At 66.4% G+C, this 25,657-nt stretch carries 30 protein-coding genes and 1 tRNA gene; 6 read left to right on the plus strand and 25 right to left on the minus strand.

Features of this window, described 5'->3' with window-relative positions:
- The first annotated feature begins 6 nt into the window (after window positions 1–6).
- Window positions 7–1,128, plus strand: a complete 1,122-nt coding sequence (dprA, locus tag ACPYIS_RS03160) for a DNA-processing protein DprA (RefSeq protein WP_299023098.1) — start codon at window positions 7–9, stop codon at window positions 1,126–1,128.
- A gap of 31 nt (window positions 1,129–1,159) precedes the next feature.
- On the opposite strand, the gene secF is transcribed toward dprA, so the two are convergent.
- The 5 genes from secF to ACPYIS_RS03185 all read right to left on the minus strand — a co-directional run bounded on the left by secF (window position 1,160) and on the right by ACPYIS_RS03185 (window position 9,240).
- Window positions 1,160–2,110 (minus strand): protein translocase subunit SecF, encoded by a 951-nt coding sequence (gene secF / locus ACPYIS_RS03165; RefSeq protein ID WP_424895100.1) that lies wholly within the window; start codon window positions 2,108–2,110, stop codon window positions 1,160–1,162.
- 18 nt (window positions 2,111–2,128) lie between these two features.
- The gene (gene secD, locus ACPYIS_RS03170) at window positions 2,129–4,006 is read right to left on the minus strand and encodes a protein translocase subunit SecD (RefSeq protein WP_299023102.1); all 1,878 of its coding nucleotides are present in this window, start codon (window positions 4,004–4,006) and stop codon (window positions 2,129–2,131) included.
- Window positions 4,007–4,076: 70 nt separating this feature from the next.
- Entirely contained in the window at window positions 4,077–4,397 is a 321-nt protein-coding gene (gene yajC / locus ACPYIS_RS03175; protein ID WP_299023104.1) for a preprotein translocase subunit YajC, read from the minus strand.
- Window positions 4,398–4,502: 105 nt separating this feature from the next.
- The gene (locus ACPYIS_RS03180) at window positions 4,503–5,519 is read right to left on the minus strand and encodes a DMT family transporter (protein ID WP_425973861.1); all 1,017 of its coding nucleotides are present in this window, start codon (window positions 5,517–5,519) and stop codon (window positions 4,503–4,505) included.
- A 79-nt stretch (window positions 5,520–5,598) separates the two neighbouring features.
- Window positions 5,599–9,240, minus strand: coding sequence for an indolepyruvate ferredoxin oxidoreductase family protein (locus tag ACPYIS_RS03185; protein ID WP_424860100.1), 3,642 nt, complete (start codon window positions 9,238–9,240; stop codon window positions 5,599–5,601).
- A gap of 207 nt (window positions 9,241–9,447) precedes the next feature.
- Here ACPYIS_RS03185 and pgi point away from each other — a divergent pair, with 207 nt between their 5' ends.
- Genes pgi through ACPYIS_RS03205 form a run of 4 tightly spaced genes read left to right on the plus strand, consistent with a single transcriptional unit; the run spans window position 9,448 to window position 13,487 of the window.
- Entirely contained in the window at window positions 9,448–11,052 is a 1,605-nt protein-coding gene (gene pgi / locus ACPYIS_RS03190) for a glucose-6-phosphate isomerase (protein ID WP_299019160.1), read from the plus strand.
- Window positions 11,053–11,098: 46 nt separating this feature from the next.
- Window positions 11,099–11,722 carry a MarC family protein gene (locus ACPYIS_RS03195; protein ID WP_299019157.1) on the plus strand — a complete coding sequence of 208 codons (624 nt, stop codon included), beginning with the start codon at window positions 11,099–11,101 and terminating at the stop codon, window positions 11,720–11,722.
- Between the two features lie 45 nt (window positions 11,723–11,767).
- Window positions 11,768–12,277 (plus strand): low molecular weight protein-tyrosine-phosphatase, encoded by a 510-nt coding sequence (locus ACPYIS_RS03200; protein WP_299019153.1) that lies wholly within the window; start codon window positions 11,768–11,770, stop codon window positions 12,275–12,277.
- 4 nt (window positions 12,278–12,281) lie between these two features.
- Window positions 12,282–13,487, plus strand: a complete 1,206-nt coding sequence (locus ACPYIS_RS03205) for a CaiB/BaiF CoA transferase family protein (RefSeq protein WP_424860099.1) — start codon at window positions 12,282–12,284, stop codon at window positions 13,485–13,487.
- Between the two features lie 113 nt (window positions 13,488–13,600).
- Here ACPYIS_RS03205 and ltrA read toward each other — a convergent pair whose 3' ends face one another.
- The 20 genes from ltrA to rplN all read right to left on the minus strand — a co-directional run bounded on the left by ltrA (window position 13,601) and on the right by rplN (window position 24,509).
- Window positions 13,601–14,965, minus strand: coding sequence for a group II intron reverse transcriptase/maturase (gene ltrA, locus ACPYIS_RS03210; protein WP_424859842.1), 1,365 nt, complete (start codon window positions 14,963–14,965; stop codon window positions 13,601–13,603).
- A gap of 417 nt (window positions 14,966–15,382) precedes the next feature.
- Window positions 15,383–15,459 (minus strand) — tRNA-Met (locus ACPYIS_RS03215).
- Window positions 15,460–15,483: 24 nt separating this feature from the next.
- Complete coding sequence (gene rplQ, locus ACPYIS_RS03220; RefSeq protein ID WP_314226340.1) at window positions 15,484–15,885, minus strand: 50S ribosomal protein L17; 402 nt, start codon at window positions 15,883–15,885, stop codon at window positions 15,484–15,486.
- 79 nt (window positions 15,886–15,964) lie between these two features.
- The gene (locus ACPYIS_RS03225; RefSeq protein WP_424860097.1) at window positions 15,965–16,951 is read right to left on the minus strand and encodes a DNA-directed RNA polymerase subunit alpha; all 987 of its coding nucleotides are present in this window, start codon (window positions 16,949–16,951) and stop codon (window positions 15,965–15,967) included.
- A 111-nt stretch (window positions 16,952–17,062) separates the two neighbouring features.
- Window positions 17,063–17,686, minus strand: coding sequence for a 30S ribosomal protein S4 (gene rpsD, locus ACPYIS_RS03230; protein ID WP_424895098.1), 624 nt, complete (start codon window positions 17,684–17,686; stop codon window positions 17,063–17,065).
- A 216-nt stretch (window positions 17,687–17,902) separates the two neighbouring features.
- A complete protein-coding gene (gene rpsK, locus ACPYIS_RS03235) occupies window positions 17,903–18,307 on the minus strand; it encodes a 30S ribosomal protein S11 (protein WP_144328861.1) in 405 nt (134 codons plus the stop codon).
- Between the two features lie 21 nt (window positions 18,308–18,328).
- Window positions 18,329–18,694 (minus strand): 30S ribosomal protein S13, encoded by a 366-nt coding sequence (gene rpsM, locus ACPYIS_RS03240; protein WP_424860095.1) that lies wholly within the window; start codon window positions 18,692–18,694, stop codon window positions 18,329–18,331.
- Window positions 18,695–18,712: 18 nt separating this feature from the next.
- Window positions 18,713–18,826, minus strand: a complete 114-nt coding sequence (gene rpmJ, locus ACPYIS_RS03245; protein WP_072242940.1) for a 50S ribosomal protein L36 — start codon at window positions 18,824–18,826, stop codon at window positions 18,713–18,715.
- A 30-nt stretch (window positions 18,827–18,856) separates the two neighbouring features.
- The gene (infA, locus tag ACPYIS_RS03250; protein WP_043700245.1) at window positions 18,857–19,075 is read right to left on the minus strand and encodes a translation initiation factor IF-1; all 219 of its coding nucleotides are present in this window, start codon (window positions 19,073–19,075) and stop codon (window positions 18,857–18,859) included.
- Window positions 19,076–19,079: 4 nt separating this feature from the next.
- Window positions 19,080–20,396, minus strand: coding sequence for a preprotein translocase subunit SecY (gene secY / locus ACPYIS_RS03255; protein WP_424895097.1), 1,317 nt, complete (start codon window positions 20,394–20,396; stop codon window positions 19,080–19,082).
- Window positions 20,397–20,425: 29 nt separating this feature from the next.
- Window positions 20,426–20,857 carry a 50S ribosomal protein L15 gene (gene rplO, locus ACPYIS_RS03260; RefSeq protein WP_424895096.1) on the minus strand — a complete coding sequence of 144 codons (432 nt, stop codon included), beginning with the start codon at window positions 20,855–20,857 and terminating at the stop codon, window positions 20,426–20,428.
- Between the two features lie 13 nt (window positions 20,858–20,870).
- On the minus strand, window positions 20,871–21,053 hold the full coding sequence (gene rpmD / locus ACPYIS_RS03265; protein WP_068608188.1) for a 50S ribosomal protein L30: 183 nt from the start codon (window positions 21,051–21,053) through the stop codon (window positions 20,871–20,873).
- Between the two features lie 13 nt (window positions 21,054–21,066).
- Window positions 21,067–21,585, minus strand: a complete 519-nt coding sequence (rpsE, locus tag ACPYIS_RS03270; RefSeq protein WP_424895095.1) for a 30S ribosomal protein S5 — start codon at window positions 21,583–21,585, stop codon at window positions 21,067–21,069.
- Between the two features lie 17 nt (window positions 21,586–21,602).
- On the minus strand, window positions 21,603–21,968 hold the full coding sequence (rplR, locus tag ACPYIS_RS03275) for a 50S ribosomal protein L18 (protein WP_424895094.1): 366 nt from the start codon (window positions 21,966–21,968) through the stop codon (window positions 21,603–21,605).
- 11 nt (window positions 21,969–21,979) lie between these two features.
- The gene (gene rplF, locus ACPYIS_RS03280) at window positions 21,980–22,513 is read right to left on the minus strand and encodes a 50S ribosomal protein L6 (protein WP_424895093.1); all 534 of its coding nucleotides are present in this window, start codon (window positions 22,511–22,513) and stop codon (window positions 21,980–21,982) included.
- A 25-nt stretch (window positions 22,514–22,538) separates the two neighbouring features.
- Entirely contained in the window at window positions 22,539–22,934 is a 396-nt protein-coding gene (rpsH, locus tag ACPYIS_RS03285; protein WP_299022568.1) for a 30S ribosomal protein S8, read from the minus strand.
- 20 nt (window positions 22,935–22,954) lie between these two features.
- Window positions 22,955–23,260: a 30S ribosomal protein S14 gene (gene rpsN / locus ACPYIS_RS03290; protein ID WP_299022565.1), complete on the minus strand. Its 306-nt coding sequence runs from the start codon at window positions 23,258–23,260 to the stop codon at window positions 22,955–22,957.
- Between the two features lie 8 nt (window positions 23,261–23,268).
- Window positions 23,269–23,808: a 50S ribosomal protein L5 gene (gene rplE / locus ACPYIS_RS03295; RefSeq protein ID WP_299022563.1), complete on the minus strand. Its 540-nt coding sequence runs from the start codon at window positions 23,806–23,808 to the stop codon at window positions 23,269–23,271.
- A gap of 2 nt (window positions 23,809–23,810) precedes the next feature.
- The gene (gene rplX, locus ACPYIS_RS03300; protein WP_299022561.1) at window positions 23,811–24,131 is read right to left on the minus strand and encodes a 50S ribosomal protein L24; all 321 of its coding nucleotides are present in this window, start codon (window positions 24,129–24,131) and stop codon (window positions 23,811–23,813) included.
- A 9-nt stretch (window positions 24,132–24,140) separates the two neighbouring features.
- A complete protein-coding gene (rplN, locus tag ACPYIS_RS03305) occupies window positions 24,141–24,509 on the minus strand; it encodes a 50S ribosomal protein L14 (RefSeq protein ID WP_043700216.1) in 369 nt (122 codons plus the stop codon).
- 282 nt (window positions 24,510–24,791) lie between these two features.
- Between rplN and proC the strand changes: the two genes are divergently transcribed.
- Entirely contained in the window at window positions 24,792–25,652 is an 861-nt protein-coding gene (gene proC / locus ACPYIS_RS03310; protein WP_299022542.1) for a pyrroline-5-carboxylate reductase, read from the plus strand.
- Window positions 25,653–25,657 lie beyond the last annotated feature (5 nt).

Raw genomic sequence — 25,657 nt, forward strand, 5'->3', positions numbered from 1 at the left:
CACGGCATGGCACCCGACGATTGGGAGGACTGGCTGCGCCTGATGGCCACCGACGGCGTCGGCCCAACGACGGCGCGGCGCTTGTTGGCCGCGTTCGGCCCGCCGGCAGCAATCTTCGCCCAACGCGCCAACACGTTGGCGGAGGTCGTGGGCGCGGTGACGGCAGCCCGTTTACTGGGCATGCCGGACGGCTGGCAGGAGCTGCGCACGCGCACCCGCGAGTGGCTGCTGGCCAACCCCAACCACCACCTGCTCGCGCTCGGCGACGAGGCCTATCCCCCCGCGCTGCTGACCACGCCAGATCCCCCGCCCCTGCTGCATGTGGTGGGGGACCCCGTAGCGTTGGCCGCGCCACGCGCGCTCGCCATCGTCGGCAGCCGCAACCCGACGCCGCAGGGCGCGGACAATGCGCGCGCTTTCGCGCGTGCGCTGGCAGGCGAGGGGGTTTGCATCGTCTCGGGCTTGGCCGCTGGCATCGACGCCGCGGCGCACGAGGGGGCGCTGGATGCGGGCGGCCAGACGGTGGCGGTCGTCGGCACCGGGGTCGATCGCGTCTATCCCGCCCGTCACCGGGCGCTGGCGCATCGCATCGCGCACGCCGGCAGCGTGGTCAGCGAATACCTGCTTGGCACGCCCCCGCTGCCCGCGCACTTTCCGCGCCGCAACCGTATCATCGCTGGCCTGTCGCAGGGCTCGCTGGTGGTCGAGGCGGCGCTGGGGTCGGGCTCGCTCATCACCGCTGAACTCGCCACGCAGATGGGGCGCGAGGTGTTTGCCATTCCCGGCTCCATCCACTCGCCGCAGTCGCGCGGCTGCCACGCACTCATCCGCCAAGGTGCCAAGCTGGTCGAGACCGCCGCGCACATCCACGAGGAGCTCGCCGGCGTGTGGGCGCACGCCTCAACGCCCGCCGCCACGCCCCCCACGGCGGCGCCGACGGCGGCTGCGAACACTGGAGACGATCCTGTGCTCGTCGCGCTGGGATACGACCCCACCCCGTTCGACGTGTTGCAGGCGCGCTGCGGGTGGGACACCGCGCGTCTGCAGGCACACCTCCTCACGCTGGAGCTCGACGGCCGGGTGCAGCGCCTGCCCGGCGGGCGCCTACAGCGGCTGGCGAGTGCCTGAGGCCGCGGGGCGGCGCGCCACGGAAAAAACGTCAAACGACGGCGCCCGCGTTCGGGTCGTCGCCTTCGCCCGGCTTCTTGGTCGCCTTGACCAAATCCTCACGTCGGATGCCCAGCCACATCGCCACCCCGGAGGCGACGAACACCGACGAGTAGATGCCGAACAAAATGCCGATGGTCAGCGCGAGCGCAAAGTAATACAACGTCGGCCCGCCGAAGATCAGCATCGACAGCACCATTGCTTCGGTCGAGCCGTGGGTAATGATGGTGCGGCTCATGGTCGACGTGATGGCGACGTCGATCACCTCGCGCGTGCTCATCTTGCGCTGGCGGCGGAAGGTCTCGCGGATGCGGTCGAAGATCACGACCGACTCGTTGACCGAATAGCCCAGCACCGCCAACACCGCCGCCAGCACCGCGAGCGAAAACTCCCACTGGAAGAACGCAAAGAAGCCCAGGATAATGAGGACGTCGTGCAGGTTGGCCACGATCGCGGCGACCGCGTACTTCCACTCGAAGCGCAGCGCCAAGTAGATCATGATGCCGCCGATGACGAACGCGAGCGCCAGCAAACCGCCTTCGACCAGCTCGCGGCCGACCTGCGGTCCGACGAACTCGGTGCGGCGCAGCGTCACCGTCGGATCCTGGGCGCGCAGCGCCGCGAGCAACTCCTCGGTCTGCTGGCTGGAGGACGCCCCCTCGCGCAGCGGCAGGCGCAGCATCACGTCGCGCGCGCTGCCAAAGTGCTGTACCGCCACGTCGCTGTAGCCCAAGCCGGCCACCGCACTGCGCACCTGCGCCAGATCGACCGGCTGCGTGTAGGCCACTTCCACCACGGTGCCGCCGGTGAACTCGATCGACAGGTGCAGGCCGCGCGTGACCAGAAAAAATACCGCCGCCAAAAACGTGACGAACGAGATCAGGTTCAGCACCAACATGTGGCGCGTGAACGGAATGGTGCGGCGCAGGCGAAACAGTTCCATCGTCGCTCTCCCGGCGGATCAGCCCGCCTTGCCCGTCGACGCGGGCTCGACGGTGATGCCAATCGAGACGGCGCGCAGCTTCTTGCGCCGCCCATACCACAGGTTGACCAAGGCGCGCGAGAAAAAGACCGCCGAGAACATGCTGGTCAATATCCCGATGCAGTGCACCACGGCAAACCCGCGCACCGGGCCCGAGCCGAACGTCAACAGCGCCAGCCCCGCCATCAGCGACGTGATGTTGGAATCCAGAATCGTGTCCCAGGCGTGCTCGTAGCCTTTGTGGATGGCCGTCTGCGGTGCGGAGCCGTTGCGCAGCTCCTCGCGCACCCGCTCGTTGATGAGCACGTTGGCATCGATCGCCATGCCCAGCGTGAGCGCGATGGCGGCGATGCCGGGCAGCGTCAGCGTCGCCTGCAGCATGGACAGCACCGCCACCAGCAGCATCAGGTTGACCGCCAGCGCAACGCTGGAAAACACCCCGAACAGCCGGTAGTAGATGCACATGAAGGCGACCACCACCGCAAAGCCCCACACCACGCTGTTGAAGCCCATGCGGATGTTGTCGGCCCCCAGGCTCGGGCCGATGGTACGCTCCTCGACGATCTCCATCGGCGCGGCCAGCGATCCGGCGCGCAACAGCAGCGCGGTGTCGTTGGCCTCTTGCGTCGTCATGCGCCCGGAGATTTGTACGCGCCCACCGCCGATCTCGGTGCGGATGACGGGCGCGGTCACCACTTCGCCACGGCCCTTCTCGAACAGCAAAATGGCCATGCGCTTGCCGACATTCTCACGCGTGACGTCGCGAAACACGCGCGCGCCCTTGGCGTCGAGCGTGAGGTTGACCACCGGCTCTTGCGTCTGGCTGTCGAAGCCCGCTTGCGCGTCGGTCAGGTTCTCGCCGGTCAGGATCACCTCGCGCTTGACGATGACGGGGCGGCCGTTGCGATCCAAATACCGCTCGGAGCCGAACGGCACGGGCGCCGTAGCATCTCGCTCGGCGGCCAGTCCCTCGGGGCTTTCGTCCACCATGCGGATCTCGAGCGTAGCGGTACGGCCCAGGATGTCCTTGGCCTTGGCGGTGTCCTGCACCCCGGGCAGTTGTACCACGATGCGGTCCAGCCCCTGCTGCTGGATCACGGGCTCGGCCACCCCGAGCTCGTTGATGCGATTGCGCAGCGTCAAGATGTTTTGCTTGAGCGCCTGCTCTTGTATACGCCGCGCCGCCTCCGGGCGCAGGGTCAGCGCGATTACCGTCTCTGCCCCCTCCTCGCGCACCGAGGGCTGCAAGTCGGGAAAATCGCGCGCGATCAGATCCTCGGCGCCCCGCACCGCGCCCGCCTCGCGCAAACGCACCGTCACCGCGTTTCCTTCGCGCCGCACCCCGCCGTGGCGAATACCCTTGTCACGCAGCGCTGTGCGCAGATCCGCCACCAGCCCTTCCAGTCGCTTGTCCAGGGCTGCGGCCATGTCCACTTGCAGCAGGAAGTGAACCCCACCGCGCAGGTCCAGCCCCAGATACATGGGCTGCGCCCCCAGCCGCTGCAGCCACTCGGGCGTGCGCGGCAGCAGGTTGAGCGCGACCACGTGCGCGGGGTTGGCCGCATCCGGGTTGAGCGCGCGCTCGATGGCGTCGCGGGCGCGGATTTGCTCATCGGTGCTGGCAAAGCGCGCGCGCACGGTCTGGCCGTCGTACTGGATGGCTTGTGCCCCCAGCCCGGCGGCAGCCAGCGCCTGCTCGATGCGCTGCACCGTCCCCTCGTCGAGCCGATGCCCGGCGCGCGCCGACGACACCTGCACCGCTGGCGCCTCGCCAAAGAAGTTGGGCAGGGTATACAGCGCGGCAATGACGAGCACGACCACCAGGGTCGCGTACTTCCACCAGGCGTAACGGTTCATACAGGCCACCCTTGCGGCGCACGGCGCGCTGCGGTTGGGCAGGACGTCGCCCCGCGCGGCGCCGCCCCGATCACTTCAATGTGCCTTTGGGCAAGACTTGCACCACGGCGGTGCGCTGCAGCTGCACCTCGACGCCGTCGGCCAGCTCCAGCCCGATGGTGCTGTCAGCGACCTTGGTCACCTTCCCCAGCAGGCCACCGGCGGTCACGACCTCGTCGCCCTTGGCCAGCGCGTCGATCATGGCCTTGTGCTCTTTTTGGCGCTTCATCTGCGGCCGAATCATGACGAAGTACAGCACCACGAACATGAGCAGCAGCGGCAGCAGGCTCATGAGCGTGGAGGGCGCGTCGCCGCCAGCGGCGGCTTGGGCATAAGCGGGAGAGATGAACACGTCGATATCCTCAGGCGTGCAAAAGGGTGAAAAACGGGCCTGCGATGACGGCACAACGCGTCACGCCGCCCCGAAGGCAAGCGGGCATTGTAGCGGGCGCGCCGCTCAGTCGGGGTGGGCGTGGGCGACGACCGGCTGCGGCCGGACATTCACGCCCCACAGCACCCCCGCCACCAGCGCGCCAATCCCCAACAGCGACAGCGGCGCTGGCCATTGACCACGCCACAGGTAAGCGTACAGCAGCGCCGCCAGCGTCTCGAAGACGATCAGCTGCCCTGCCAGCGCCGTGGGCAGGCGCTGGCTGGCCGCATTCCAACACAGCGTGCCCAACCACGAAGCCAACAGCCCGACCGAGACCATCAACCCCAGAAACACCTCGGGCCGCGGCCCGAAGGGCATGGGAAACGGCTCGCCACGCACCGCATCCAGCCCCCACACCAGCGCGTAACCCAGCGCGGCCAGCGGCAAGGTCGCCAACCCCTGCGCAGTGGACCAGGCGCGCGCGCTGCGCCCGGGGTGGGCGCGCAGCCAGTCGGCATTGTGCAGCGGATACCAGGTCCAGCACGCCACCGCGCCCACCGCCAGCAGTGCACCCAGCCCATACACGGCGACGTCGCGCGCCGGATCCGCCACGACGGCTTGCAGCTCGGTGTGGTTGACGAGCGCGATGCCAACGGCGATCAGCGCCAACGCTGGCCACAAACGCCGCCAGGGCAGGCGGCCGTCGCGTGCCGCGTCGCGCCGGTTGGCCACGATGGTAATCACCACGGGCAGCGTGCCGATGATGACGGTCGACAGCGGCCCACCGGTGCGCTGGATCGAACCGGCCAGCAGCAGGTAATACAGCAGATTGCCGACGAACGCGAGCTGCAGCGCCTGCCACCAGTCGGCGCGCGAGAGTGCGCGCAGCTCGGCACGGTCGAACCAGGCCAGCGGCACGCACAGCAGCCCGAATGCCAGATAGCGCCCCACGGACAGCAGCGCCGCCGGGTACTCGGGCAGCATCAGCGGCGCGACGAACACCAACCCCCACAGCGCCCCGGCGGCCAGCGCCCACAACACCCCGCTGCCCAAGCCTCCCGTCATTGGGGGCACCACCGCCCCATCGCCACTTGCGGCCATCGCCATCCTCTGTGTGACCCGAAAAGGGGCACAGTGTACGCGCGGCGGCCAGCAGCCCGCAGCAGTGGTGCGCTCGGCGTCAGGCCACCGCGCGGGCCGCGGGCACAGCGCCCGATTCACCCGCTCGCCAGCGCCGCCGCAGCTCATCCCACAGCGGACGGGCCGCTTGCAGGTGGCGCGCCTTGACGTGACCAAAGCCCTTGACGCGCGCCGGCCAGCGCGCGATCTCCAGCGCCAGCGGCAGGCGTTCCGGCCGCAAATCGCGCAACACCTCGTCGATCGCTGCCTCGTACTCGCGGATCAGCGCGCGTTCGGTGCGCCGCTCTTCGGTGTAGCCAAAGGGGTCGAGGGCCGTGCCACGCAACCCTTTGAGCCGCGCCAACACGCGAAATGCGCCCATCATCCACGGGCCGAATTCACGCTTGACCAGCTCGCCGCGCTCGTTGCGCTTGGCCAGCAACGGGGGCGCTAGGTGGAAGCGCAGCGTGAAGTCACCCTCGAACTGCGCGCGCAAGCGCTGCAAGAAGGCGCCGTCCGCGTAGAGCCGCGCGACTTCGTACTCGTCCTTGTAGGCCATGAGCTGCGCCAGATGCACCGCTACCGCTTCGGCCAGCGCGGTCGAACCCGTTCCCAGCGCCGCTTCGGCCTGCTGCACGCGGCGCACCAGCGCTTCATAACGCTGGGCGTAGGCGGCGTTTTGGTAGCCCGTCAGGTGCTCGACGCGCGTGCGAATCAGGTGATCGAGCGTGCGGCGCGGGCGCAGCTCGATCACTTGCGCCGGACTCACCCAACGCTGCACCGCAGCCGGGTCGTGTGCGGCCCGCCGGCCCCACTCGAAAGCCGCCAGGTTGGCCGCCACCGCCACACCATTGAGTTCGATGGCGCGCTGCAGCGACGCCAGCCCCAGCGGAATCCACCCCTTTTGCCACGCGTAGCCCAACACCATGGGGTTGACGTACAGCGTGTCACCCAGCAGTCGCTGCGCGAGCGCCTCGGCGTCGAACGCCGACACGCTCGCGGCGCCAGCGGCCTCGGTGATCGCCGCGATGCACCGCGCCGAGGGGTTTTGCCAAGCGCCGTCTTTGACGAACGCGGCGGTGGGCGTCGCCTGCGCATTGAGCGCCACGTGGGTGCGCCCCTCGCGCATGCGCGCCAGCGTCTCGGCGCTGGCGGTGACGATGGGGTCGCAGCCCAAGATCAGGTCCGCGGCCGCCGTGCCCACGCGCGTGGTCAGGATATCCTCCTGGCGCGCGCCGATGAGCACATGGCTCCAGGTGGCGCCGCCCTTTTGCGCCAGGCCCGCCGCATCCTGCGTCACCACGCCTTTGCCTTCGATGTGCGCAGCCACCCCCAGCAACTGGCCGATGGTGATGACCCCGGTACCGCCGACGCCCGCCACCACGATGCCCCAGGCCGACGCGCCCGGGCGCAGCTCCGGCAGCGATGGCTCGGGCAGCGGCGGCAGGGCCGTCGGATCCGGCACGCCCGCATCGCGCCCGGGCTTGCGCAGCTTGCCGCCTCGTACGGTGACGAAGCTGGGGCAAAAGCCCTTGACGCAGGAAAAGTCCTTGTTGCACGTGCTCTGGTTGATGGTGCGCTTGCGGCCGAACTCGGTCTCCAGCGGCTCCACGCTCAAGCAGTTGCTTTGCACGCCGCAATCGCCACAGCCCTCGCAGACGCGCTCGTTGATCACGGCACGCTGGTCGGGGTCGGCCATCAGGCCGCGCTTGCGGCGGCGGCGTTTCTCGGTGGCGCAGGTCTGGTCATAGATGATCGCGGTCACGCCCTCGGTGTCGCGGCATTCGCGTTGCACGCGATCAAGCTCGTCGCGGTGCAGCACCGGCACGTCGGGCGGCAGCGTCAGCGTCACGCCGCCGAGCGTGGTGTGGTGCGCGCCCGCGTACTTGGCGGGCTCATCCGTCACGATGAAGAGCTTGCGCACCCCCTCGCTGCGCAGGCTGTGCACGATCTGCAGCACCGAGTGCCCCTCGGGCCGCTCGCCCACGGGCTGGCCGCCGGTCATGGCCACCGCGTCGTTGTACAGGATCTTGTACGTGATGTTGACCCCGGCGGCAATCGCCTGCCGGATAGCCAACAGCCCGCTGTGGAAGTATGTGCCATCGCCCAGGTTCGCGAAGATGTGCTTTTCGTTCGAGAACGGCTGCTGCCCCACCCACGGCACGCCCTCGCCCCCCATCTGCGTGAACGCAACCGTGTGGCGGTCCATCCAGATCGCCATGTAATGGCAGCCAATGCCCGCCATCGCGCGCGAGCCCTCGGGCACCCGCGTCGAGGTGTTGTGCGGGCAGCCCGAGCAAAACCAGGGCACGCGCTGCACGTCGCGCAGCTGCGCCTGCAACGTCTGCAGCGAGCGCTCACGCGCCTCGATGATGGCCAACTGCGCCTGCACCCGGGCAGCGATATCGCTGCCTTCCGGCAGCAGACCGCGCCGACGCAGCCGCTTGACCAGCGCGCGCGCGATGATGGCAGGCGTCAAGTCGGCGTTGGCGCGCAGCAACTGGTTGGCACTGGGGTTGGGCATGGACCATTCGCCCCCCGAGTGGTCGCCCTCGATCTCGTCGAACTTACCCAGCACGTCAGGGCGCACGTCGGGACGCCAGTTGTAGAGCTCTTCCTTGAGCTGGTATTCGATGACCTGGCGTTTTTCTTCTACCACCAGGATCTCGCGCAAGCCTTGGGCGAACGCGCGCGTGATCTGCGCCTCCAGCGGCCACACCACCGCCACCTTGTGCACGCGAATGCCGAGCTGGCGGCAGGTATCGTCGTCCAGCCCCAAGTCATGCAGGGCTTGACGCAAGTCGTTGTAGGCCTTGCCGCTGGCGATGATGCCGTAGCGGTCGTTCGGGCCTTCGATGACGTTGTGGTTGAGCCGGTTGGCACGCACATAGGCCAGCGCGGCGTACCACTTGTAGTCCATCAGCCGCTCTTCCTGCTCCAGCGGCATGTCCGGCCAGCGGATGTGCACCCCCCCGGCGGGCAGCTCGAAGTCGTCGGGCAGGGCGATGCGCACGCGCTCGGGGTCGATCTCGACCGTGGCACTGGACTCGACGATCTCCTGGATCGTCTTCATCCCTACCCACACGCCGGCATAGCGGCTCATGGCCCAGGCGTGCAGGCCCAGGTCTAGGATCTCCTGCACGCTGGCCGGAAAGAACACCGGCAGCCCACAGGCCTTGAAAATATGGTCGCTCTGGTGCGCGGCCGTCGAGCTCTTGGCCACGTGGTCGTCGCCCGCCACGGCGATCACGCCCCCCCAGGGCGTCGTGCCCGCCATGTTGGCGTGCTTGAAGACATCGGCGCACCGGTCCACACCCGGCCCCTTACCGTACCACAGGCCAAACACGCCGTCGTACTTGGCGCTGCCCGGCGGCGCAAAGCCCAACTGCTGCGTGCCCCAGACGGCGGTGGCCGCCAGCTCCTCATTGACCCCGGGCTGAAACACCACGTGGTGCGTTTGCAGGTGCTGGCGCGCTTTCCACAGCGCTTGGTCGTAGCCCCCCAACGGAGAGCCGCGGTAGCCGCTGATAAAGCCGGCGGTGTGCTTGCCTTGCAGCCGGTCGCGCTGGTGTTGCAACATAGGCAGGCGCACCAGCGCATGGATGCCGCTCATGAAGGCGCGGCCCCGCTCCAGGGTGTATTTATCGTCCAACGAAACGCTTTCGAGCGCGCGCCGGACGTGCTCGGGCAACGGTGCGGTCATGGCAGGATCTCCTCTCATCGCAGTGGCCGGTAAGCCACGAAAACCGGGCGGCGGGCCTGCCAGCGCCCGCGAGAGCGCGAGCAGGATCTCTGCCGCGCGCACCGCTGCGCCCGGGACGACAGGCTGCAGTGTAGAACCAAGGCGGCGTGCGTGCACCCAAGGGGTTTCCCGATGGCGTCAAGCGCCAGTGCTACAGTGCGGCCGCGTATGTCACACACTCCGGTTTTCGTCCCCCCCCAGCGGCGCCGCGCGTGGCAAAGCCTGCAAGCCTTGGCCGACCAACCGCGGCCCCACCTGCGTACCCTGTTGGCAGCCGCCGACCCCGAACGCACGGCCGCGCTGCAATTCCACGCCGCCGGCCTGACATTGGACGCCACCCGCCAGGCCATCACACTGCCCATCTGGCACACGCTGCTGGCGCTGGCGCAGGAAAGTGACGTACAGGCACATATCGAGGCGATGTGGCGAGGCGAGCCCGTCAACCCCACCGAAGGGCGCGCCGCCCTGCACGTGGCATTGCGCGGCGGCCCCTTGGCCGATCCCCCGTGGGGTCAGACCATCCAGTTCGAGGTGCGCGCAGAGCTCGCCCGCTTTCTCGACACCGCCGAACGCATCCGCGACGGCCAGTGGCGGGGCAGCGACGGTCAGCCCGTGCGACACGTCGTCAACCTCGGCATCGGTGGCTCTGATCTGGGCCCACGCATGGCCGTGCGGGCGCTCGCCCCTGAACGCCCGGGGCCCGTGCGCGTGCATTTCGTCTCCAACGTCGACGCCCACGCGCTGCACGACGTGCTGCAGCCGCTCGATCCACGGCAAACGCTCTTCATCGTTCAGAGCAAGACCTTCACCACCCAAGAGACCCTGACGCTGGCGGCGAGCGCGCGCCGCTGGCTGGCCAACGCCGGCATTGCCGAGGCGGCGCAGCAGCCCCACTGGATCGCCGTCACCGCGCACCCCGAGCGCGCGCAGGCCTGGGGCGTGCCAGCTGCGCAAATCCACCGCTTTTGGGATTGGGTTGGAGGGCGCTACTCGCTGTGGAGCGCCATCGGGCTGCCGCTAGCCATCGCAATTGGCCGCACCGGGTTCGAGCAGCTGCTCGCCGGCGGCCATGCCGTGGATGAACACGTCCGTCATGCGCCGCCCGCGCGCAACCTGCCCCTTGCGCTGGCGCTGTTGGGCGTGTGGAACCGCAATTTTCTGCGCTGCCCGACCTTGGCGGTCGCCGTCTACAGCGCGCGGCTGGACGGATGGGTGCCCTTTCAGCAGCAGCTGGAGATGGAGTCGAACGGCAAGTCGGTCCACGTCGACGGCAGTGCCGTCGCGGTGGACACCTGCCCCATCGTCTGGGGTGGACTGGGCAACGACGGCCAACACGCCTATTTTCAGCTGCTGCATCAAGGCACCCACCGCATCGCGGTGGACTTCATCGGCGTGCAGGATCTCGGTGAACCGCTGCCGCTGGGATCGGCCCATGCGCGCGTGGTGCGCAACAACCTGCTGGCGCAAGCGCAGGCGCTGGCCGAAGGCCGGGACGAAGCCGCCACGGCCGCCGCCCTGCGCGCCGAGGGTCTGGACGAGGTCAGCGTCGCCCGGATGACCCCGCACCGCACCTACCGCGGCAACGTGCCGAGCAACCTGATCTGGTTGCCTCGGCTCGATCCGTACCACCTGGGCGCCCTGATCGCTGCCCACGAACACAAAGTGTTTTATCAGGCGGTTCTGTGGGGTATTCACCCGTTCGACCAATGGGGGGTCGAACTGGGCAAGACGCTGGCTCAACAGCAACCCGGCGGCAACGCACATAGGCACTGAGGACGCCACTCGGGGTGCTACAGTGCGTCTGACGCGCGCATTGCCCATGGACCTCAAGCCCCTCATCACCCTGCTGGCCATCGTCAACCCCTTGGCCATCGTGCCCTTCTTCATCCACTACACGCTGGGCTTCTCGCCTCGCCAGCGGCGGCGCACGGTGGCCATCTCGGCGCTGACGGCCTTCGCGGTCATCGCCGTGTGCGCCCTCGCGGGCTTGCAGATCCTGGAGTTCTTTGGCATCTCGCTGGCCAGCTTCCAGGTCGGCGGCGGCATGCTGCTGTTGATGTCGGCGCTGTCGATGCTCAATGCGCAGCCCGCCGAGGCCAAAGCCACGCGCGACGAGGTCGACGACGCCGCCAGCCGCGCCTCGATCGCCGTCGTACCGTTGACCATTCCGCTGCTCACCGGCCCGGCCACCATGTCTACCGTCGTCATCTACGCCGACCAGGCCAAGACCTTCTGGCAACACGCGGCTTTGGTCGGCTACGGTGTCGTCATCGCCGCGGCGACCGCGCTGTGCTTTACCCTGGCCGAGCCGATCTCACGTGTACTCGGGAAGACAGGCATCAATGTCATGACCCGCTTGATGGGCCTGATTCTTGCGGCATTGGCGGTGGAGGTGATGGCCAGTGGCCTGGTGCGGCTATTTCCGGCACTGGCGGGGGGATAGTGCGGGCGGAGGTGCCAGCGCAGCGATCGCGGCACAATGCGTCCCATGGACGATGTCTTCGAGTACCGGGTGCTGTTTTTTTGCATGGGCAACATCTGCCGCAGCCCCACCGCCCACGGCGTCTTGCGCGAGCGGCTGCTGGCCCGTGGCCTGCACCAACGCGTGGCGGTCGATTCGGCAGGCACCCACGCCTACCATGTGGGCGAGCCCCCGGATCCGCGCAGCCAGTACCACGCCCAACGGCGCGGGTACGACCTGTCGGATCTGCGTGCGCGGCAACTGGCGCCTGCCGATTTCGAGCGCGCCCACCTGCTGCTGGCCATGGACTGGGACAACCTGGCGCTGGCCGAGGCCATGTGTCCGCCCGCGCATCGGCGCAAGCTGCGACGCCTCACAGAGTTCTGCCGCCGCCATGACAGTCCGGTCGTGCCCGACCCCTACTACGGGGGCACCGACGGTTTCGAGCACGTGCTCGACCTGATCGAGGACGCCTGCGACGGACTCATCGACCACATCGAACGCGTGCTCGCCGCGCGCCAGCCGACTCGTCACTGACCCCATGCAAACCCCTGAACGCGACGCCTTGCCCGCTGCCGGCCCCCTGGCTGGCATCCGTGTGCTCGAACTCGGCCAGTTGATCGCGGGGCCGTTTGCGGCCAAAACGCTTGCCGACTTCGGTGCCGACGTCATCAAAATCGAGCCGCCCTCGGGCGACCCACTGCGCAAATGGCGCCTGTTGCGCGACGGCACATCGGTGTGGTGGGAGGTGCAATCGCGCAACAAGCGCTCTGTGTGTGCCGATCTGCGCACGCCTGAGGGACAGGCGCTGGTGCGGCGGCTGGCTGCCGAAGCCGACGTGTTGATCGAAAACTTCAAGCCCGGCACCCTCGAAGACTGGGGCCTGGGCTGGGACGAGCTGCACGCCCTCAACCCGCGGCTGGTGATGCTGCGGCTATCCGGCTATGGACAGACGGGGCCCTACGCACACAAACCCGGCTTTGGCATCCTGGGTGAGGCCATGGGCGGGCTGCGCTACCTGACCGGCGAGCCCGGACGTACCCCCGTGCGCTGCGGCGTTTCTATCGGCGACTCGATCGCCGCCCTGCACGGCGTCATTGGCGTGCTGATGGCGCTCTACCACCGCGATGCGCGCGGCGGCACGGGGCAGATGGTCGACGTCGCCCTGTACGAGAGCGTGTTCAACCTGATGGAGAGCTTGCTACCCGAATACGACGCTTTTGGTGTCGTGCGCGAGCGCGCGGGCAGCGCGTTGCCAGGCATCGCTCCGTCCAATGCCTACCGCTGTCGCTCGGGCCCCGACGGGCGGGAAACCTATGTGCTGATCGGTGGCAACGGTGATGGCATCTTTCGGCGCTTGATGACCGCGATCGGCCGCGACGACTTGGCGCAAGACCCCGAGCTGGCCCACAACGACGGCCGCGCCCGCCGCGCACACGAGCTCGACGCCGCCATCGAAGCCTGGACCCAGCAGCGCAGCGTGGATGAGGTGATCCAGACCCTTGACGCCGCCGACGTCCCCGTCGGCAAAATCTACAGCGTGGCCGACATCGCGCGCGACCCGCAATACCACGCGCGCGCCATGATCGTGCAAACCACCGACCGCGAGGGCCGCCCGCTCAAAGTGCCGGGCGTCGTGCCCAAGCTGAGCGCCACCCCGGGGTCGTTACGCCACCGGGCACCGCGGCTGGGGGAGCATGACGATGACGTGCGCCACGCCGCGGGCTGGCCCTGCCGGGGCGGCTGAACCGTTGCATTCGGCCCAGGCCAATCGAGATAGGGGCGGTCAGGATACCTGACCGGGCCCCTCCCACACCACCCGGCATGCGGGTCCGCACCGGGCGGTTCGAGAAGTTGAGGTCATGAGAGACGGGGAACGCCAAGTTTGTCGAAGTAGGCAATGGTCAGCACCCGGTTGAGCTCGCCCGCGCTATTCCGCCACCAGCAGCGGGAATTGCCTGCCACCCGCTTTGCCACGTGTTCGGACGCGCCTAGGTTGAGCAGTTCCCGGTAGATCGTGCTACCCCGCTTCCAGTGCTTGAGGTGGATCGCCCGTAGTCGGTGGCGCAGCCATTCGTCCAGCGATCGCCAGACGCCCGGTGTTTGCGCCAGCCCAAAGTAGGCTTTCCATCCCAACAGATAAGGTTTCAGTCGCTCAATGACCTCCGCCATGCTGCGTCCGCCTGAGCGCCGGGTCAGTTGCCTCACCCGCTGCTTGAACGTCGCCATCGGCTTGTCGGCCACCCTGCGCTTGACGCCCTCCTTGCCAAACCAGAAGCTGTAGCCCAAGAACTTCCTTCCCTTGACGCTGGCCACCGCACTCTTGGCTTCATTGATCTTGAGCCTCAGCTTGCCGTAACACTTGCGCAGCAGCGCCATGACCCGTTCGCCAGCTTTCCGACTACGGACATAGACGTTGCAGTCGTCGGCATAGCGCGCAAAGCAGTGGCCGTGCTTCTCCAGTACCTTATCCACTTCGTCCAGCATCACATTCGCCAGCAGCGGCGACAGCGGCCCACCTTGCGGCGTGCCTTGATACCGCTCAAACACTACGCCATCGCTCATGATGCCGCTGTTCAGGTACGCCCGTATCAGCCGAATGATTCCAGCATCGTCGATGCGTTTCCGTAGGCGGTCGATGAGGATGTCGTGGTTGACTCGATCAAAGAATTTCTCCAGATCGACATCAACCACGATCTTCCGTCCGGACTGGATGTAGCCCTGCGCCGCCAGTATCGCGTCGTGGGCTCGTCGGCCCGGCCGGAAGCCGTAGCTGCACTCGCTGAATGTCGGGTCAAGTAGCGGTTGCAGCACTTGCAGCAGTGCTTGCTGGATCAGCCGATCCGTGACCGTCGGAATGCCGAGCTCGCGCTCGCCACCGTCCGGCTTCGGGATCGTTACCCGTCGTACCGGACTGGGCCGGTACCTCCCCTGCAGCAGTTGTTCCCGAATCAATGGCCACGCCGTCACCAGATGGCGGGCGGTCTGGTCAATGTCCAGCCCATCCACGCCGGCTGCGCCTTTGTTGGCTTTGACTCTCTTCCATGCTCGCCGCAGGTTCTCTCTCGCCAGAACCGCTTGCAGCAGTCCCGGCCCTGTGCTCTCGGTGTCCCGTCGCGGGCCGGCCGCTTCGTCGCTGACAGGTTCCCGCCCGGCTTCACCGTGCGCTACCCCCGCCCGCTCTGCTTGCGCAGACTTCTGACGCCTTGCTTCCAGCATCGACATGGTCTCAAGCACTCCTTCTCGTTCGGCCCTTCGCCCACGACTGGCAGCTACTATGGCCTCTGCTGACTTCTCGCTCCGTGTCACCACGTCGCCCTTTCAGGCATAAGGCGAGATCTCCCCGGGTAAGAACGCACTCCTTCACTGCACAACCGCCGGATTTACGCCGCTTCGCCTTGATCACGAGAGCTTCGCGGATTCATGCCCGCTCGCCCTGCTCGGCAGCGCCTTCTATCCGGTTCTTGTCCATCGGCTCGCAGTTTCGCTCCACGCTTCCTCCCCACACTCGGTCGCCCTCATGCAGTTGCGCTTCGCTTCGTTCGCTGTGATCAACTTACGGTGGGACTTTCACCCACAAGAGTGCGCCCGTGCCGGGCGCACATAAAAAACCCGCTGGAGCACGCCAGCGGGTTCGGAAAGTGGTTGCGCGGGATGGATTTGAACCACCGACCTTTGGGTTATGAGCCCAACGAGCTACCAGACTGCTCCACCGCGCGTCAGAAGCTGGAATTATAGCACGATTATTCGGCCTTGTCACCGGCGGGCTCGGCAGCCGCGGCCGGCTCGGCGCGATCGACGAGCTCCATGTACGCCATCGGCGCGTTATCGCCGACGCGGAAGCCCATCTTCAGGATGCGCGTGTAGCCACCCGGCCGGTTGGCAAAACGCGGGCCCAGCTCGTTGAACAGCTTGACCACGGTGTCGCGGTCGCGCAGCCGGTCGAACGCCAGGCGACGGTTGGCCAACGTGGGCTTCTTGGCCAGCGTGATCAGCGGCTCGACCACGCGGCGCAGTTCCTTCGCCTTGGGAAGGGTGGTTTTGATCGCTTCGTGCTTGAGCAGCGAGTTGGCCATGTTGCGCAGCATCGCCTGGCGGTGGGCGCTGGTGCGGTTGAGTTTGCGCAGTCCGTGTCCGTGACGCATGGGAGTTTCCTTTCTGTCTTGTCACCGGCGGCCGGATCAGGTACCGCCGGGGGTCACTGGGGGAGAGAAAAGACGGCGGTCAGTGCTTTTCCAGACCGGCCGGCGGCCAATTTTCGAGCTTCATGCCCAGCGTCAGGCCACGCGACGCCAAGACTTCCTTGATCTCGTTGAGCGACTTGCGCCCCAGGTTGGGCGTCTTGAGCAGCTCGTTTTCGGTGCGCTGGATCAGGTCACCGATGTAGTAGATGTTCTCGGCCTTGAGACAGTTGGCCGAACGCACGGTCAGTTCGAGCTCGTCGACGGGACGCAGCAAGATCGGGTCGAACGCCGGCGCGCCACCCTTGGCGGACGCGCCCGACTCGAACGCCGCGCCGCCTTCGAGTTGCGCAAACACCGACAGTTGCTCGACCAGAATCTTGGCCGCCGCCCGCACCGCTTCCTCGGGGCCGATGGCGCCGTTGGTCTCGATATCGAGCACCAGTTTGTCGAGATCGGTGCGCTGCTCCACGCGGGCGTTTTCGACCGCATAGCTCACGCGCTTGATGGGCGAGAACGAGGCGTCGAGCACGATGCGCCCGATGCTGTTGCGATGATCGTCACCCTTGCGTAGGTTGCCCGGCACATAGCCACGGCCTTTTTCGACCTTGATCTGCATGTCGAGCTTGGCACCCGGCGCGAGCGTGGCGATCGGGTGCTCGGGGTTGAGGATCTCCACATCGTGCGGCGTCTGGATGTCGCCCGCCTTGACGACCCCTTCGCCCTCCTTGCGCAGGCTCAGCGTCACCTCGTCACGGTTGTGCAGCTTGAACACCACGCCCTTGAGGTTGAGCAGGATGTGCACCACGTCCTCTTGCACGCCGTCGATGGTGGAAAACTCGTGCACCACCCCGGCGATCGTGACCTCCGTCGGCGCGTGCCCGACCATCGACGACAACAGGACTCGCCGCAGCGCATTGCCCAGCGTGTGGCCATAGCCCCGCTCGAAGGGCTCGAGCGTGACTTCGGCGCGGTTGTCCGCCAAGCGCTCGACTTGGATGGTCTTGGGTTTGAGCAGGTTATTCAGCATTCGGACTTCCTTCAATACCCTCGGCTCGTTACACCGATAAGGCCGATGGAGCACAAAATCCCGGACCCCACACGCAGCGGGATCCGGGCTCTAATGGGGCTCGCCCGACGATCAACGCGAGTACAGTTCGACGATGAGCGATTCGTTGATGTCGGCGCCGAACTCATCACGATCCGGCACCTTCTTGAAGACACCCTCGCACTTTTCTGCCGCCACCTCGACCCAGCCAGGGAAGCCGATCTGCTTGGCCAGCTCCAGCGCTTCTTTGACGCGGGCTTGGTTGCGCGCCTTTTCCCGCACGGCGATCACGTCACCGGGGCTGACCAGGTACGACGGGATATTGACCGTCTGCCCATTGACGCTGATCGCCTTGTGCGACACTAGCTGGCGCGCTTCGGCGCGCGTGGACGCGAAACCCATGCGGTAGACGACATTGTCCAGGCGCGATTCGAGGATCGACAGCAGGTTTTGACCGGTATTGCCGCGACGGCGGTCGGCTTCGGCAAAGTAGCGACGGAACTGACGCTCCAGCACGCCGTACATGCGCTTGACCTTTTGCTTCTCGCGCAGCTGCAAGCCAAAGTCCGATGTACGCGAACCCGAGGTACGACCGTGTTGGCCGGGCTTGGTGTCGAACTTGGCCTTGTCGCTGATCGAGCGGCGCGCGCTCTTGAGGAACAAGTCGGTGCCTTCACGGCGGGAGAGTTTGGCCTTGGGGCCCAGATAACGTGCCACTGGTTTTCCTTTCCGTACTGCCGCAACCCACCCCTTCCGGGGTCATTGCGGGAGCCCGTGCGTGGGGCGATGGGTCGGCTAACGCTGACACTCATCACCCGGCCGCACTGGCGGTGGTCTCATTTACGCTCGGCCGGGCGACGCCCGACCGCCTTCTTCGAAAAGCTTTCGATTCTAGCGCGCGCCCTGCTTTTCTGCCACGGCGCGCCAACCGCATCAGATGCGGCGCCGCTTCGGCGGCCGACAGCCGTTGTGCGGCACCGGGGTCACGTCCGAAATCGACGTGATCTTGATGCCCAACGCACCCAGGGCGCGCACCGACGACTCGCGACCCGGGCCTGGGCCCTTGATCTCGACGTCCAGGTTCTTGATGCCCTGCTCCATGGCCGCGCGGCCAGCGGCCTCGGAGGCCACCTGGGCTGCAAACGGCGTGGACTTGCGCGAGCCTTTGAAGCCCTGACCACCTGCGGACGCCCATGCCAGCGCATTGCCCTGGCGGTCGGTGATGGTGATGATGGTGTTGTTGAACGACGCGTGCACGTGCGCGATGCCATCCGAAATGTTCTTGCGGACCTTTTTACGCACGCGCGCCGCAGCATTGGCGGAGGGAGACTTGGCCATGACTGTCCTTTATGCGGCAAATTATTTCTTCAGCGGCTGGGCGGCCTTGCGTGGACCCTTGCGCGTGCGCGCATTGGTCTTGGTGCGCTGACCACGCACCGGCAGGCCACGGCGGTGACGGAACCCGCGGTAGCAGCCGATGTCCATCAGGCGCTTGATGTTCATGGTCACTTCACGGCGCAGGTCGCCCTCGATCGTGAATCGACCCACTTGCTCACGCACCTTTTCCAGCTCAGTGTCGGTGAGGTCTTTGATCTTCTTGGAATACGGAATGCCGCAAGCGTCGCAGATCTGGCGCGCGCGGGTGCGGCCGATGCCGAAGATCGCCGTCAGGCCGATCTCCGCGTGCTTGTGCGGCGGAATGTTGATACCAGCGATACGTGCCATGGTGGTCCTCTACTCGAATCAGCCTTGACGCTGCTTGTGTCGCGGGTCGGTGCAAATCACGCGCACGACGCCATGGCGACGGATGATCTTACAGTTGCGGCACATTTTCTTGACCGAAGCCGAAACTCGCATGTTGCTCTCCTAAAAACGAAAACCGGTCGCTCACTTGGCGCGGAACACGATGCGCGCGCGGGTCAGGTCATAGGGCGTGAGCTCCACTTTGACCTTGTCTCCGGGCAGGATGCGGATGTAGTGCATGCGCATCTTGCCGGAGATGTGCCCCAGCACGACGTGACCGTTCTCCAGCTTGACCCGGAAGGTGGCATTGGGGAGGTTTTCGATCACCTCGCCCTGCATCTCGATGACATCGTCCTTCGCCATGTTCTCACGCACCCGAGGCCTTGAACGAGGCCTTCTTCAGCAGTGACTCGTACTGCTGCGACATCAGGTAGTTTTGCACCTGCGCCATGAAGTCCATGGTCACCACCACGATGATCAGCAGCGAAGTGCCGCCGAAGTAGAACGGCACGTTGTACTTCAGGATCAGGAACTCCGGCAGCAGGCACACCAGTGTGATGTAGACCGCACCAACCAGCGTCAGACGCAGCAAGATCTTGTCGATATAGCGCGCGGTTTGCTCGCCGGGACGGATCCCGGGGATGAACGCCCCGCTCTTCTTCAGGTTGTCGGCGGTCTCGCGGCTGTTGAAGACGAGCGCCGTGTAGAAGAAGCAGAAGAAAACGATCGCCGTCGCATACAACGCCACGTAGATCGGCTGCCCCGGCGACAGGGCGGAGGCCAAGTCGCGCAACCAACGCGTGCCGTCACCCGTGCTCATCCAGCTCACCAGCGTGGTCGGCAGAAGAATGATCGACGAGGCGAAGATCGGCGGAATGACGCCGGCCATGTTGAGCTTGAGCGGCAGGTGCGACGACTGGCCGCCATAGACCTTGTTGCCGACCTGACGCCGGGCGTAGTTCACCAGAATGCGGCGCTGACCGCGTTCGACAAACACCACCGCATAGGTCACCAGCACCACCAACGTGACGATGAAGATCGCCGCCAGGATGCTCATTGCACCGGTGCGCACCAGCTCCAGCAGCCCGCCGATGGCGTTGGGCAGACCCGCGGCGATCCCGGCGAAGATCAGGATCGAGATGCCGTTGCCCAGCCCCCGCTCGGTGATCTGCTCGCCCAGCCACATCAGGAACATCGTGCCGGCCACCAGGCTGACCACCGCCGTGAAGCGGAACGTCAGGCCCGGATCGATCACCAGACCCGGCGAGCCCTCCAGCGCCAGCGCAATACCGAGCGCCTGGAAGACCGCCAGCAGCAACGTGCCGTAGCGCGTGTACTGGGTGATCTTGCGACGGCCGGCCTCGCCTTCCTTCTTGAGCTGCTCGAACGTCGGCACGACGTAGGTCATCAATTGCATGATGATCGACGCCGAGATGTACGGCATGATTCCGAGCGCGAACACGGTGAAGCGCGACAGCGCCCCGCCCGAGAACATGTTGAACAAGCTCAGGATGCCGCCCTGCTGACCCTTGAACAGCTGTTCGAGCTGAACGGGGTCGATGCCCGGCACGGGGATGTGTGCCCCGATGCGGTACACGACGAGTGCGAGCAGCAAGAACACCAGCCGCCGGCGCAGGTCGCCGAACTTGCCGGTCTTGGCGAGAGTCGTTGCGTTGGTGGCCACGAGCGATCCCGGGTGCGTGGTACGACCGATCAGACCACCGAGCCGCCCGCCGCCTCGATGGCAGCCTTGGCGCCGGCCGTGGCCGCGACGTTGGTCAGCTTGACGGCGATGCTGAGCTCACCGGTCTTGATGACCTTGACCTTCTTGGCCAGCTGGGGCACGAGCCCGGCCTGCTTGAGCGTGAGCAGGTCGACTTCGGCCTGGCCCAGCGCCTGCAGATCGGCCAGGGTCACCTCGGCGTTGAACTTCAGCGCTTGCGACTTGAAACCGCGCTTGGGCAGGCGGCGCTGCAGCGGCATCTGGCCGCCTTCGAAACCGACCTTGTGGAAGCCGCCCGAGCGGGACTTCTGGCCCTTGTGGCCGCGGCCGGCCGTCTTGCCCAGACCGGAACCGATGCCACGGCCGACGCGGCGGCGGGGCTTCTTCGAGCCCGCTGCGGGCTTGAGGGTGTTGAGTTCCATCACGAGACTCCGATCAGAGCACCTGAACCAGGTAGCTCACCTTGTTGATCATGCCGCGCACGGCAGGGGTGTCCTGCAGTTCGCGCACGCTGCCCAGCTTGCGCAGACCCAGGCCGCGCACCGTGGCGCGGTGGGATTCCTTGCAGCCGATGGGGCTGCGCACCAGCTTGACTTTGACGGTGTTGGGGGTCGTCATCGTGTTCTCCCGATCAGGCCACGAGCTCTTCGACCGACATGCCGCGCTTGGCGGCGATCTCGGCGGGCGTGGTCGACTTGCGCAGGGCGTCCAGCGTCGCGCGCACCAGGTTGTACGGGTTGGTCGAGCCGTGGCTCTTGGCCACGACGTCGGTGATGCCCATGACCTCGAAGACGGCGCGCATCGGGCCGCCGGCGATGATGCCGGTCCCCTTGGGCGCAGGCATCATGATGACGCTCGACGCGCCGTGGCGGCCGACGACCTCGTGGTGCAGCGTGCCGCCCCGCAAGGAGACCTTGAACATGCTGCGACGGGCCTCGTCCATGGCCTTCTGGACGGCCACCGGCACTTCGCGGGCCTTGCCCTTGCCCATGCCGATGCGACCGTCGCCGTCACCCACCACGGTCAGCGCCGCGAAACCCATGATGCGGCCACCCTTGACCACCTTGGTCACGCGGTTGACCGAGATCATCTTCTCGCGCAGGCCGTCGTCGTTGGCCTCGGTCTTCACGTTAGCTTGCATTTTTGCCATTTGCGTCACCTGCTCCGTCAGAATTGCAGGCCGGCTTCACGCGCGGCCTCGGCCAGGGCCTTGACACGGCCGTGGTAGGCAAAGCCCGAGCGGTCGAACGCCACCTTTTCGATTCCAGCCGCCTTGGCCTTCTCGGCGATGCGCTTGCCGATCAGGGCTGCCGCCGCCGTGTTGCCGCCCTTGCCGGCGCCGCCGAGCTGCGCACGCACCTCGGGTTCCAGCGTGGAGGCCGACGCCAACACCCGCCCGCCGTCGGGGGAGATGATGTTGGCGTAGATGTGCAGGTTGGTGCGGTGCACCGCGAGGCGCACGGCACCCTGCTGCGCGATGCGGATGCGGGTCTGACGGGCGCGACGCAAACGCTGTTCTTTTTTGGTCAACATGTTCGCAGTCCTTACTTCTTCTTGGTCTCTTTGATGACGACCTTCTCATCCGTGTAACGGATGCCCTTGCCCTTGTAGGGCTCGGGGGGACGCACCGCACGGACTTCGGCAGCCACCTGACCCACGCGCTGGCGATCGGCACCCTTGATGAGGATTTCGGTCGGCGTCGGCGTCTCGGCCTTGATGCCGGCCGGCATCTCGATTTCGACCGGGTGCGAGTAGCCCACGTTGATGTTGAGTTTGTTGCCCTGGGCCGCGGCCTTGTAACCCACCCCCACCAGCGTCAACTTGCGCTCGAAGCCTTTGCTGACCCCGATGACCATGTTGTTGACGAGCTGGCGCACCGTGCCGCTGAGGGCATCGGATTCGCGCGTCGCATCCGCCGGCGCAAACGTCAGTTTGCCGGCGTCTTGCTTGACGGTGACGCGCGGGTTCAACGGCAGGGTCAGCGTGCCGAGCGCACCCTTGACAGAAATGCTGTCCTGACCAATGGCCACCTCGACGCCCTGCGGAATGGCAATGGCGGCTTTCGCTACACGAGACATGTTCGTTGCTCCTTCCTGCCTCGCATCAGGCGACGACGCACAAGACTTCGCCGCCGACACCGGCCGCGCGCGCCTTGCGATCGGTCATGACGCCCTTGGGTGTGGTGACGATGGCCACACCCAACCCGTTCATGACCTGGGGGATCGACTTGGCACCGCGATACACGCGCAGCCCGGGGCGGCTGACGCGCTCGATGCGCTCGATGACGGGACGGCCCGCGTAATACTTGAGGGCAATCTCGAGTTCTTTCTTGCCGCCCTCTTCCTTGACCTGGAAGCCGTCGATGTAACCCTCGTCCTTCAACACTTGCGCGATAGCGGTCTTCAGTTTCGAAGCCGGCATCGTCACGACGGCCTTGTCCACCATCTGCGCGTTGCGGATGCGGGTCAGCATGTCGGCGATCGGATCACTCATGCTCATTTGGGGTTCTCCTTCGCGCCTTACCAGCTGGCCTTGGTCACACCGGGGATCTCACCGGCGAAGGCCAGCTCGCGAATCTTGGTGCGGGCCAGACCGAATTGCTTGAACGTGCCACGCGGGCGACCGGTGATTTCGCAGCGGTTGCGCTGGCGGGTCGGGTTCGCGTTGCGGGGCAGCTTCTGCAGCGCGGCACGGGCCGCGTCACGCTCCTCGTCCGAACGCTTGGCGTCCTTGGCGATAGCCTTCAACTCATTGTATTTGTTGGCGAACTTGGCGACCAGCCGGTCGCGCTTGAGTTCACGCTGGAGCAAAGCTTGCTTAGCCACGGGCCACCTCAGTTCTTGAACGGGAAACGGAAACCGGCGAGCAGCGCCTTGCACTCTTCGTCGGTCTTGGCCGTCGTCGTGATGCTGATGTTCAGCCCACGCACCGCATCGACCTTGTCGTACTCGATCTCGGGGAAGATGATCTGCTCTTTGACGCCGATGTTGTAGTTGCCACGGCCATCGAACGCCCGGCCCGAGATGCCGCGGAAGTCACGCACGCGCGGCAGCGCGATGGTAACGAAGCGATCGAGAAACTCGTACATGCGCGCACCGCGCAGCGTGACCATGCAACCGATGGGCTGACCCTCGCGGATCTTGAAGCCCGCGATGGCTTTGCGCGCCCGGGTGACGACAGGCTTTTGGCCCGCGATCTTGGTCAGGTCGGCGACGGCGTTTTCCAGCACTTTCTTGTCGGCCACGGCCTCGCCCACACCCATGTTGAGCGTGATCTTGGTGATGCGCGGCACCTCCATGACGGACTGGTAGCCAAACTGCGCCTTGAGCGCCGGCGCGATCTTGTCGCGATAGAGTTGTTGGAAACGTGCCATGGTCATGCCACCTTGATTTCTTCGCCGCTGGACTTGTAGACGCGCACCTTCTTGCCGTCGGCCAGCACCTTCACACCCACGCGGTCGGCCTTGCCGGTGGCCGGGTTGAAGATCGCGACGTTGGACTGGTGGATCGGCATGGTCTTCTCGACGATGCCACCCGACACGCCCTTGAGCGGGTTGGGGCGCACGTGCTTCTTGACTACGTTGACACCCTCGACGACCACGCGCTCCTCGTCGGCACGGCGCAGCACGCGGCCACGCTTGCCTTTGTCGCGCCCCGCAATGACGATGACTTCGTCGCCTGTACGGATCTTGTTCATGACGGTTCCTCAGAGAACTTCGGGCGCCAGGGACACGATCTTCATGAAGCGCTCGGTACGCAGCTCGCGCGTGACCGGGCCGAAGATGCGGGTGCCGATCGGCTCCAGCTTGTTGTTGAGCAGAACGGCGGCGTTGCCGTCGAACTTGATGAGCGCGCCATCGGGCCGGCGGATACCCTTGGCCGTGCGCACCACGACCGCGTTGTAGACCTCGCCCTTCTTGACGCGGCCACGCGGCGCGGCTTCCTTGATGCTGACCTTGATGATGTCGCCCACGCTGGCGTAGCGGCGCTTGGAGCCGCCGAGCACCTTGATGCACATCACGGATTTGGCACCCGTGTTGTCAGCAACATCGAGTCGAGTTTGCGTTTGGATCATGATGAAAGTCCCAACTTGAATCCTTCGGCCACCGCGGCCGAAGCGATCAGTCTTGGGCCCGTCGTTGCGAGGGGAGGGATTGACACCAGAGGCTCAACAGCGGCGCACAATGGTGCACCTGGCTTGCTTGGCAACCCCGCCGCCCTGCTTCGGTGGGCAGATGGTCTTCACCCAACTGGGCGAAGCTGTGTATTGTTGCAGGCTTTCCGTCGCGTGTCAACACCCCCGGCGAGGCCGCCATCACCCCACCCCCGCCACCACACTTTGCCCCACAATGGTGGCATGAACGCACCTGCCCTCGACGTCACAACCCCCTCCTCCTCCCCCCTGATCGGCCAGCGCATCGCCTTCATTGGCGGCGGTAACATGGCCAGTGCGATCGTGGGCGCGCTGCTACAGGCCGGCTGCCACGCGACCGACATCACCGTCGTGGATCCAGGAGAGGACGCGCGCGCTCGGCTGCAAGAGCGATTTGGCGTGCCCACCCTGGCGGCGGCCGATGCGCGGCTGGGTGGCAGCCGGCTCGTGGTTTGGGCGATCAAGCCGCAGACGTTTCGCGAAGCCGCCCGTGCGGCAGCCCCGTTTCTGGATGGAGCGCTGCACGTGAGCGTGGCGGCGGGCATCCGTTGCACCAGCATGCAAGCGTGGCTGGACAGCGAGCGCATCGTGCGCACCATGCCCAACACGGCGGCACTGGTGGGGCTGGGCATGACAGGCGTGTACGCGCTGCCGGGCGTGACGACCGAAGACCGCGCACTGGCCGAAGCGCTGCTCGCGGGCACGGGCCGCTGGGTCTGGGTGGATGAAGAAGCGGCGCTGGACGCGGTGACGGCGCTGTCGGGCTCCGGCCCCGCGTATGTGTTTTATTTTCTGGAGGCCATGCGGGAGTCGGGCGCCGCGATGGGGCTCCCCCCCGCCGTGGCGCTGGAGTTGGCCATCGGTACCTTCATCGGCGCCGCGCAACTGGCGCGGCAAGCGGGCGAACCACCCGAGGTGCTGCGCGAGCGCGTCACCTCCAAAGGCGGCACGACGGCCGCGGCCCTGGCGGTATTGGAGGAAGCGGGTGTCAAGCGCGCTTTTGGCGCCGCGATGCAGGCGGCGTGGCGGCGCGCACAGGAGCTGGGCGACGCCTACGGCGCTTGAGCGAG

It is taken from the genome of Tepidimonas sp. HKU78, from assembly GCF_049860815.1.
Lineage (GTDB): Bacteria > Pseudomonadota > Gammaproteobacteria > Burkholderiales > Burkholderiaceae_C > Tepidimonas.

Bases quoted from the DNA above. Each gene is read 5' to 3' on its own strand.
- dprA (WP_299023098.1), top strand. From the start codon at position 7: ATGGCACCCGACGATTGGGAGGACTGGCTGCGCCTGATGGCCACCGAC.
- secF (WP_424895100.1), bottom strand. From the start codon at position 2,110: ATGGAACTGTTTCGCCTGCGCCGCACCATTCCGTTCACGCGCCACATG.
- secD (WP_299023102.1), bottom strand. From the start codon at position 4,006: ATGAACCGTTACGCCTGGTGGAAGTACGCGACCCTGGTGGTCGTGCTC.
- ACPYIS_RS03180 (WP_425973861.1), bottom strand. From the start codon at position 5,519: ATGGCCGCAAGTGGCGATGGGGCGGTGGTGCCCCCAATGACGGGAGGC.
- ACPYIS_RS03185 (WP_424860100.1), bottom strand. From the start codon at position 9,240: ATGACCGCACCGTTGCCCGAGCACGTCCGGCGCGCGCTCGAAAGCGTT.
- pgi (WP_299019160.1), top strand. From the start codon at position 9,448: ATGTCACACACTCCGGTTTTCGTCCCCCCCCAGCGGCGCCGCGCGTGG.
- ACPYIS_RS03195 (WP_299019157.1), top strand. From the start codon at position 11,099: ATGGACCTCAAGCCCCTCATCACCCTGCTGGCCATCGTCAACCCCTTG.
- ACPYIS_RS03200 (WP_299019153.1), top strand. From the start codon at position 11,768: ATGGACGATGTCTTCGAGTACCGGGTGCTGTTTTTTTGCATGGGCAAC.
- ACPYIS_RS03205 (WP_424860099.1), top strand. From the start codon at position 12,282: ATGCAAACCCCTGAACGCGACGCCTTGCCCGCTGCCGGCCCCCTGGCT.
- ltrA (WP_424859842.1), bottom strand. From the start codon at position 14,965: ATGTCGATGCTGGAAGCAAGGCGTCAGAAGTCTGCGCAAGCAGAGCGG.
- rplQ (WP_314226340.1), bottom strand. From the start codon at position 15,885: ATGCGTCACGGACACGGACTGCGCAAACTCAACCGCACCAGCGCCCAC.
- ACPYIS_RS03225 (WP_424860097.1), bottom strand. From the start codon at position 16,951: ATGCTGAATAACCTGCTCAAACCCAAGACCATCCAAGTCGAGCGCTTG.
- rpsK (WP_144328861.1), bottom strand. From the start codon at position 18,307: ATGGCCAAGTCTCCCTCCGCCAATGCTGCGGCGCGCGTGCGTAAAAAG.
- rpsM (WP_424860095.1), bottom strand. From the start codon at position 18,694: ATGGCACGTATCGCTGGTATCAACATTCCGCCGCACAAGCACGCGGAG.
- rpmJ (WP_072242940.1), bottom strand. From the start codon at position 18,826: ATGCGAGTTTCGGCTTCGGTCAAGAAAATGTGCCGCAACTGTAAGATC.
- infA (WP_043700245.1), bottom strand. From the start codon at position 19,075: ATGGCGAAGGACGATGTCATCGAGATGCAGGGCGAGGTGATCGAAAAC.
- rplO (WP_424895096.1), bottom strand. From the start codon at position 20,857: ATGGAACTCAACACCCTCAAGCCCGCAGCGGGCTCGAAGAAGCCCCGC.
- rpmD (WP_068608188.1), bottom strand. From the start codon at position 21,053: ATGACGACCCCCAACACCGTCAAAGTCAAGCTGGTGCGCAGCCCCATC.
- rpsE (WP_424895095.1), bottom strand. From the start codon at position 21,585: ATGGCAAAAATGCAAGCTAACGTGAAGACCGAGGCCAACGACGACGGC.
- rplR (WP_424895094.1), bottom strand. From the start codon at position 21,968: ATGTTGACCAAAAAAGAACAGCGTTTGCGTCGCGCCCGTCAGACCCGC.
- rplF (WP_424895093.1), bottom strand. From the start codon at position 22,513: ATGTCTCGTGTAGCGAAAGCCGCCATTGCCATTCCGCAGGGCGTCGAG.
- rpsH (WP_299022568.1), bottom strand. From the start codon at position 22,934: ATGAGCATGAGTGATCCGATCGCCGACATGCTGACCCGCATCCGCAAC.
- rplE (WP_299022563.1), bottom strand. From the start codon at position 23,808: ATGGCACGTTTCCAACAACTCTATCGCGACAAGATCGCGCCGGCGCTC.
- rplX (WP_299022561.1), bottom strand. From the start codon at position 24,131: ATGAACAAGATCCGTACAGGCGACGAAGTCATCGTCATTGCGGGGCGC.
- rplN (WP_043700216.1), bottom strand. From the start codon at position 24,509: ATGATCCAAACGCAAACTCGACTCGATGTTGCTGACAACACGGGTGCC.
- proC (WP_299022542.1), top strand. From the start codon at position 24,792: ATGAACGCACCTGCCCTCGACGTCACAACCCCCTCCTCCTCCCCCCTG.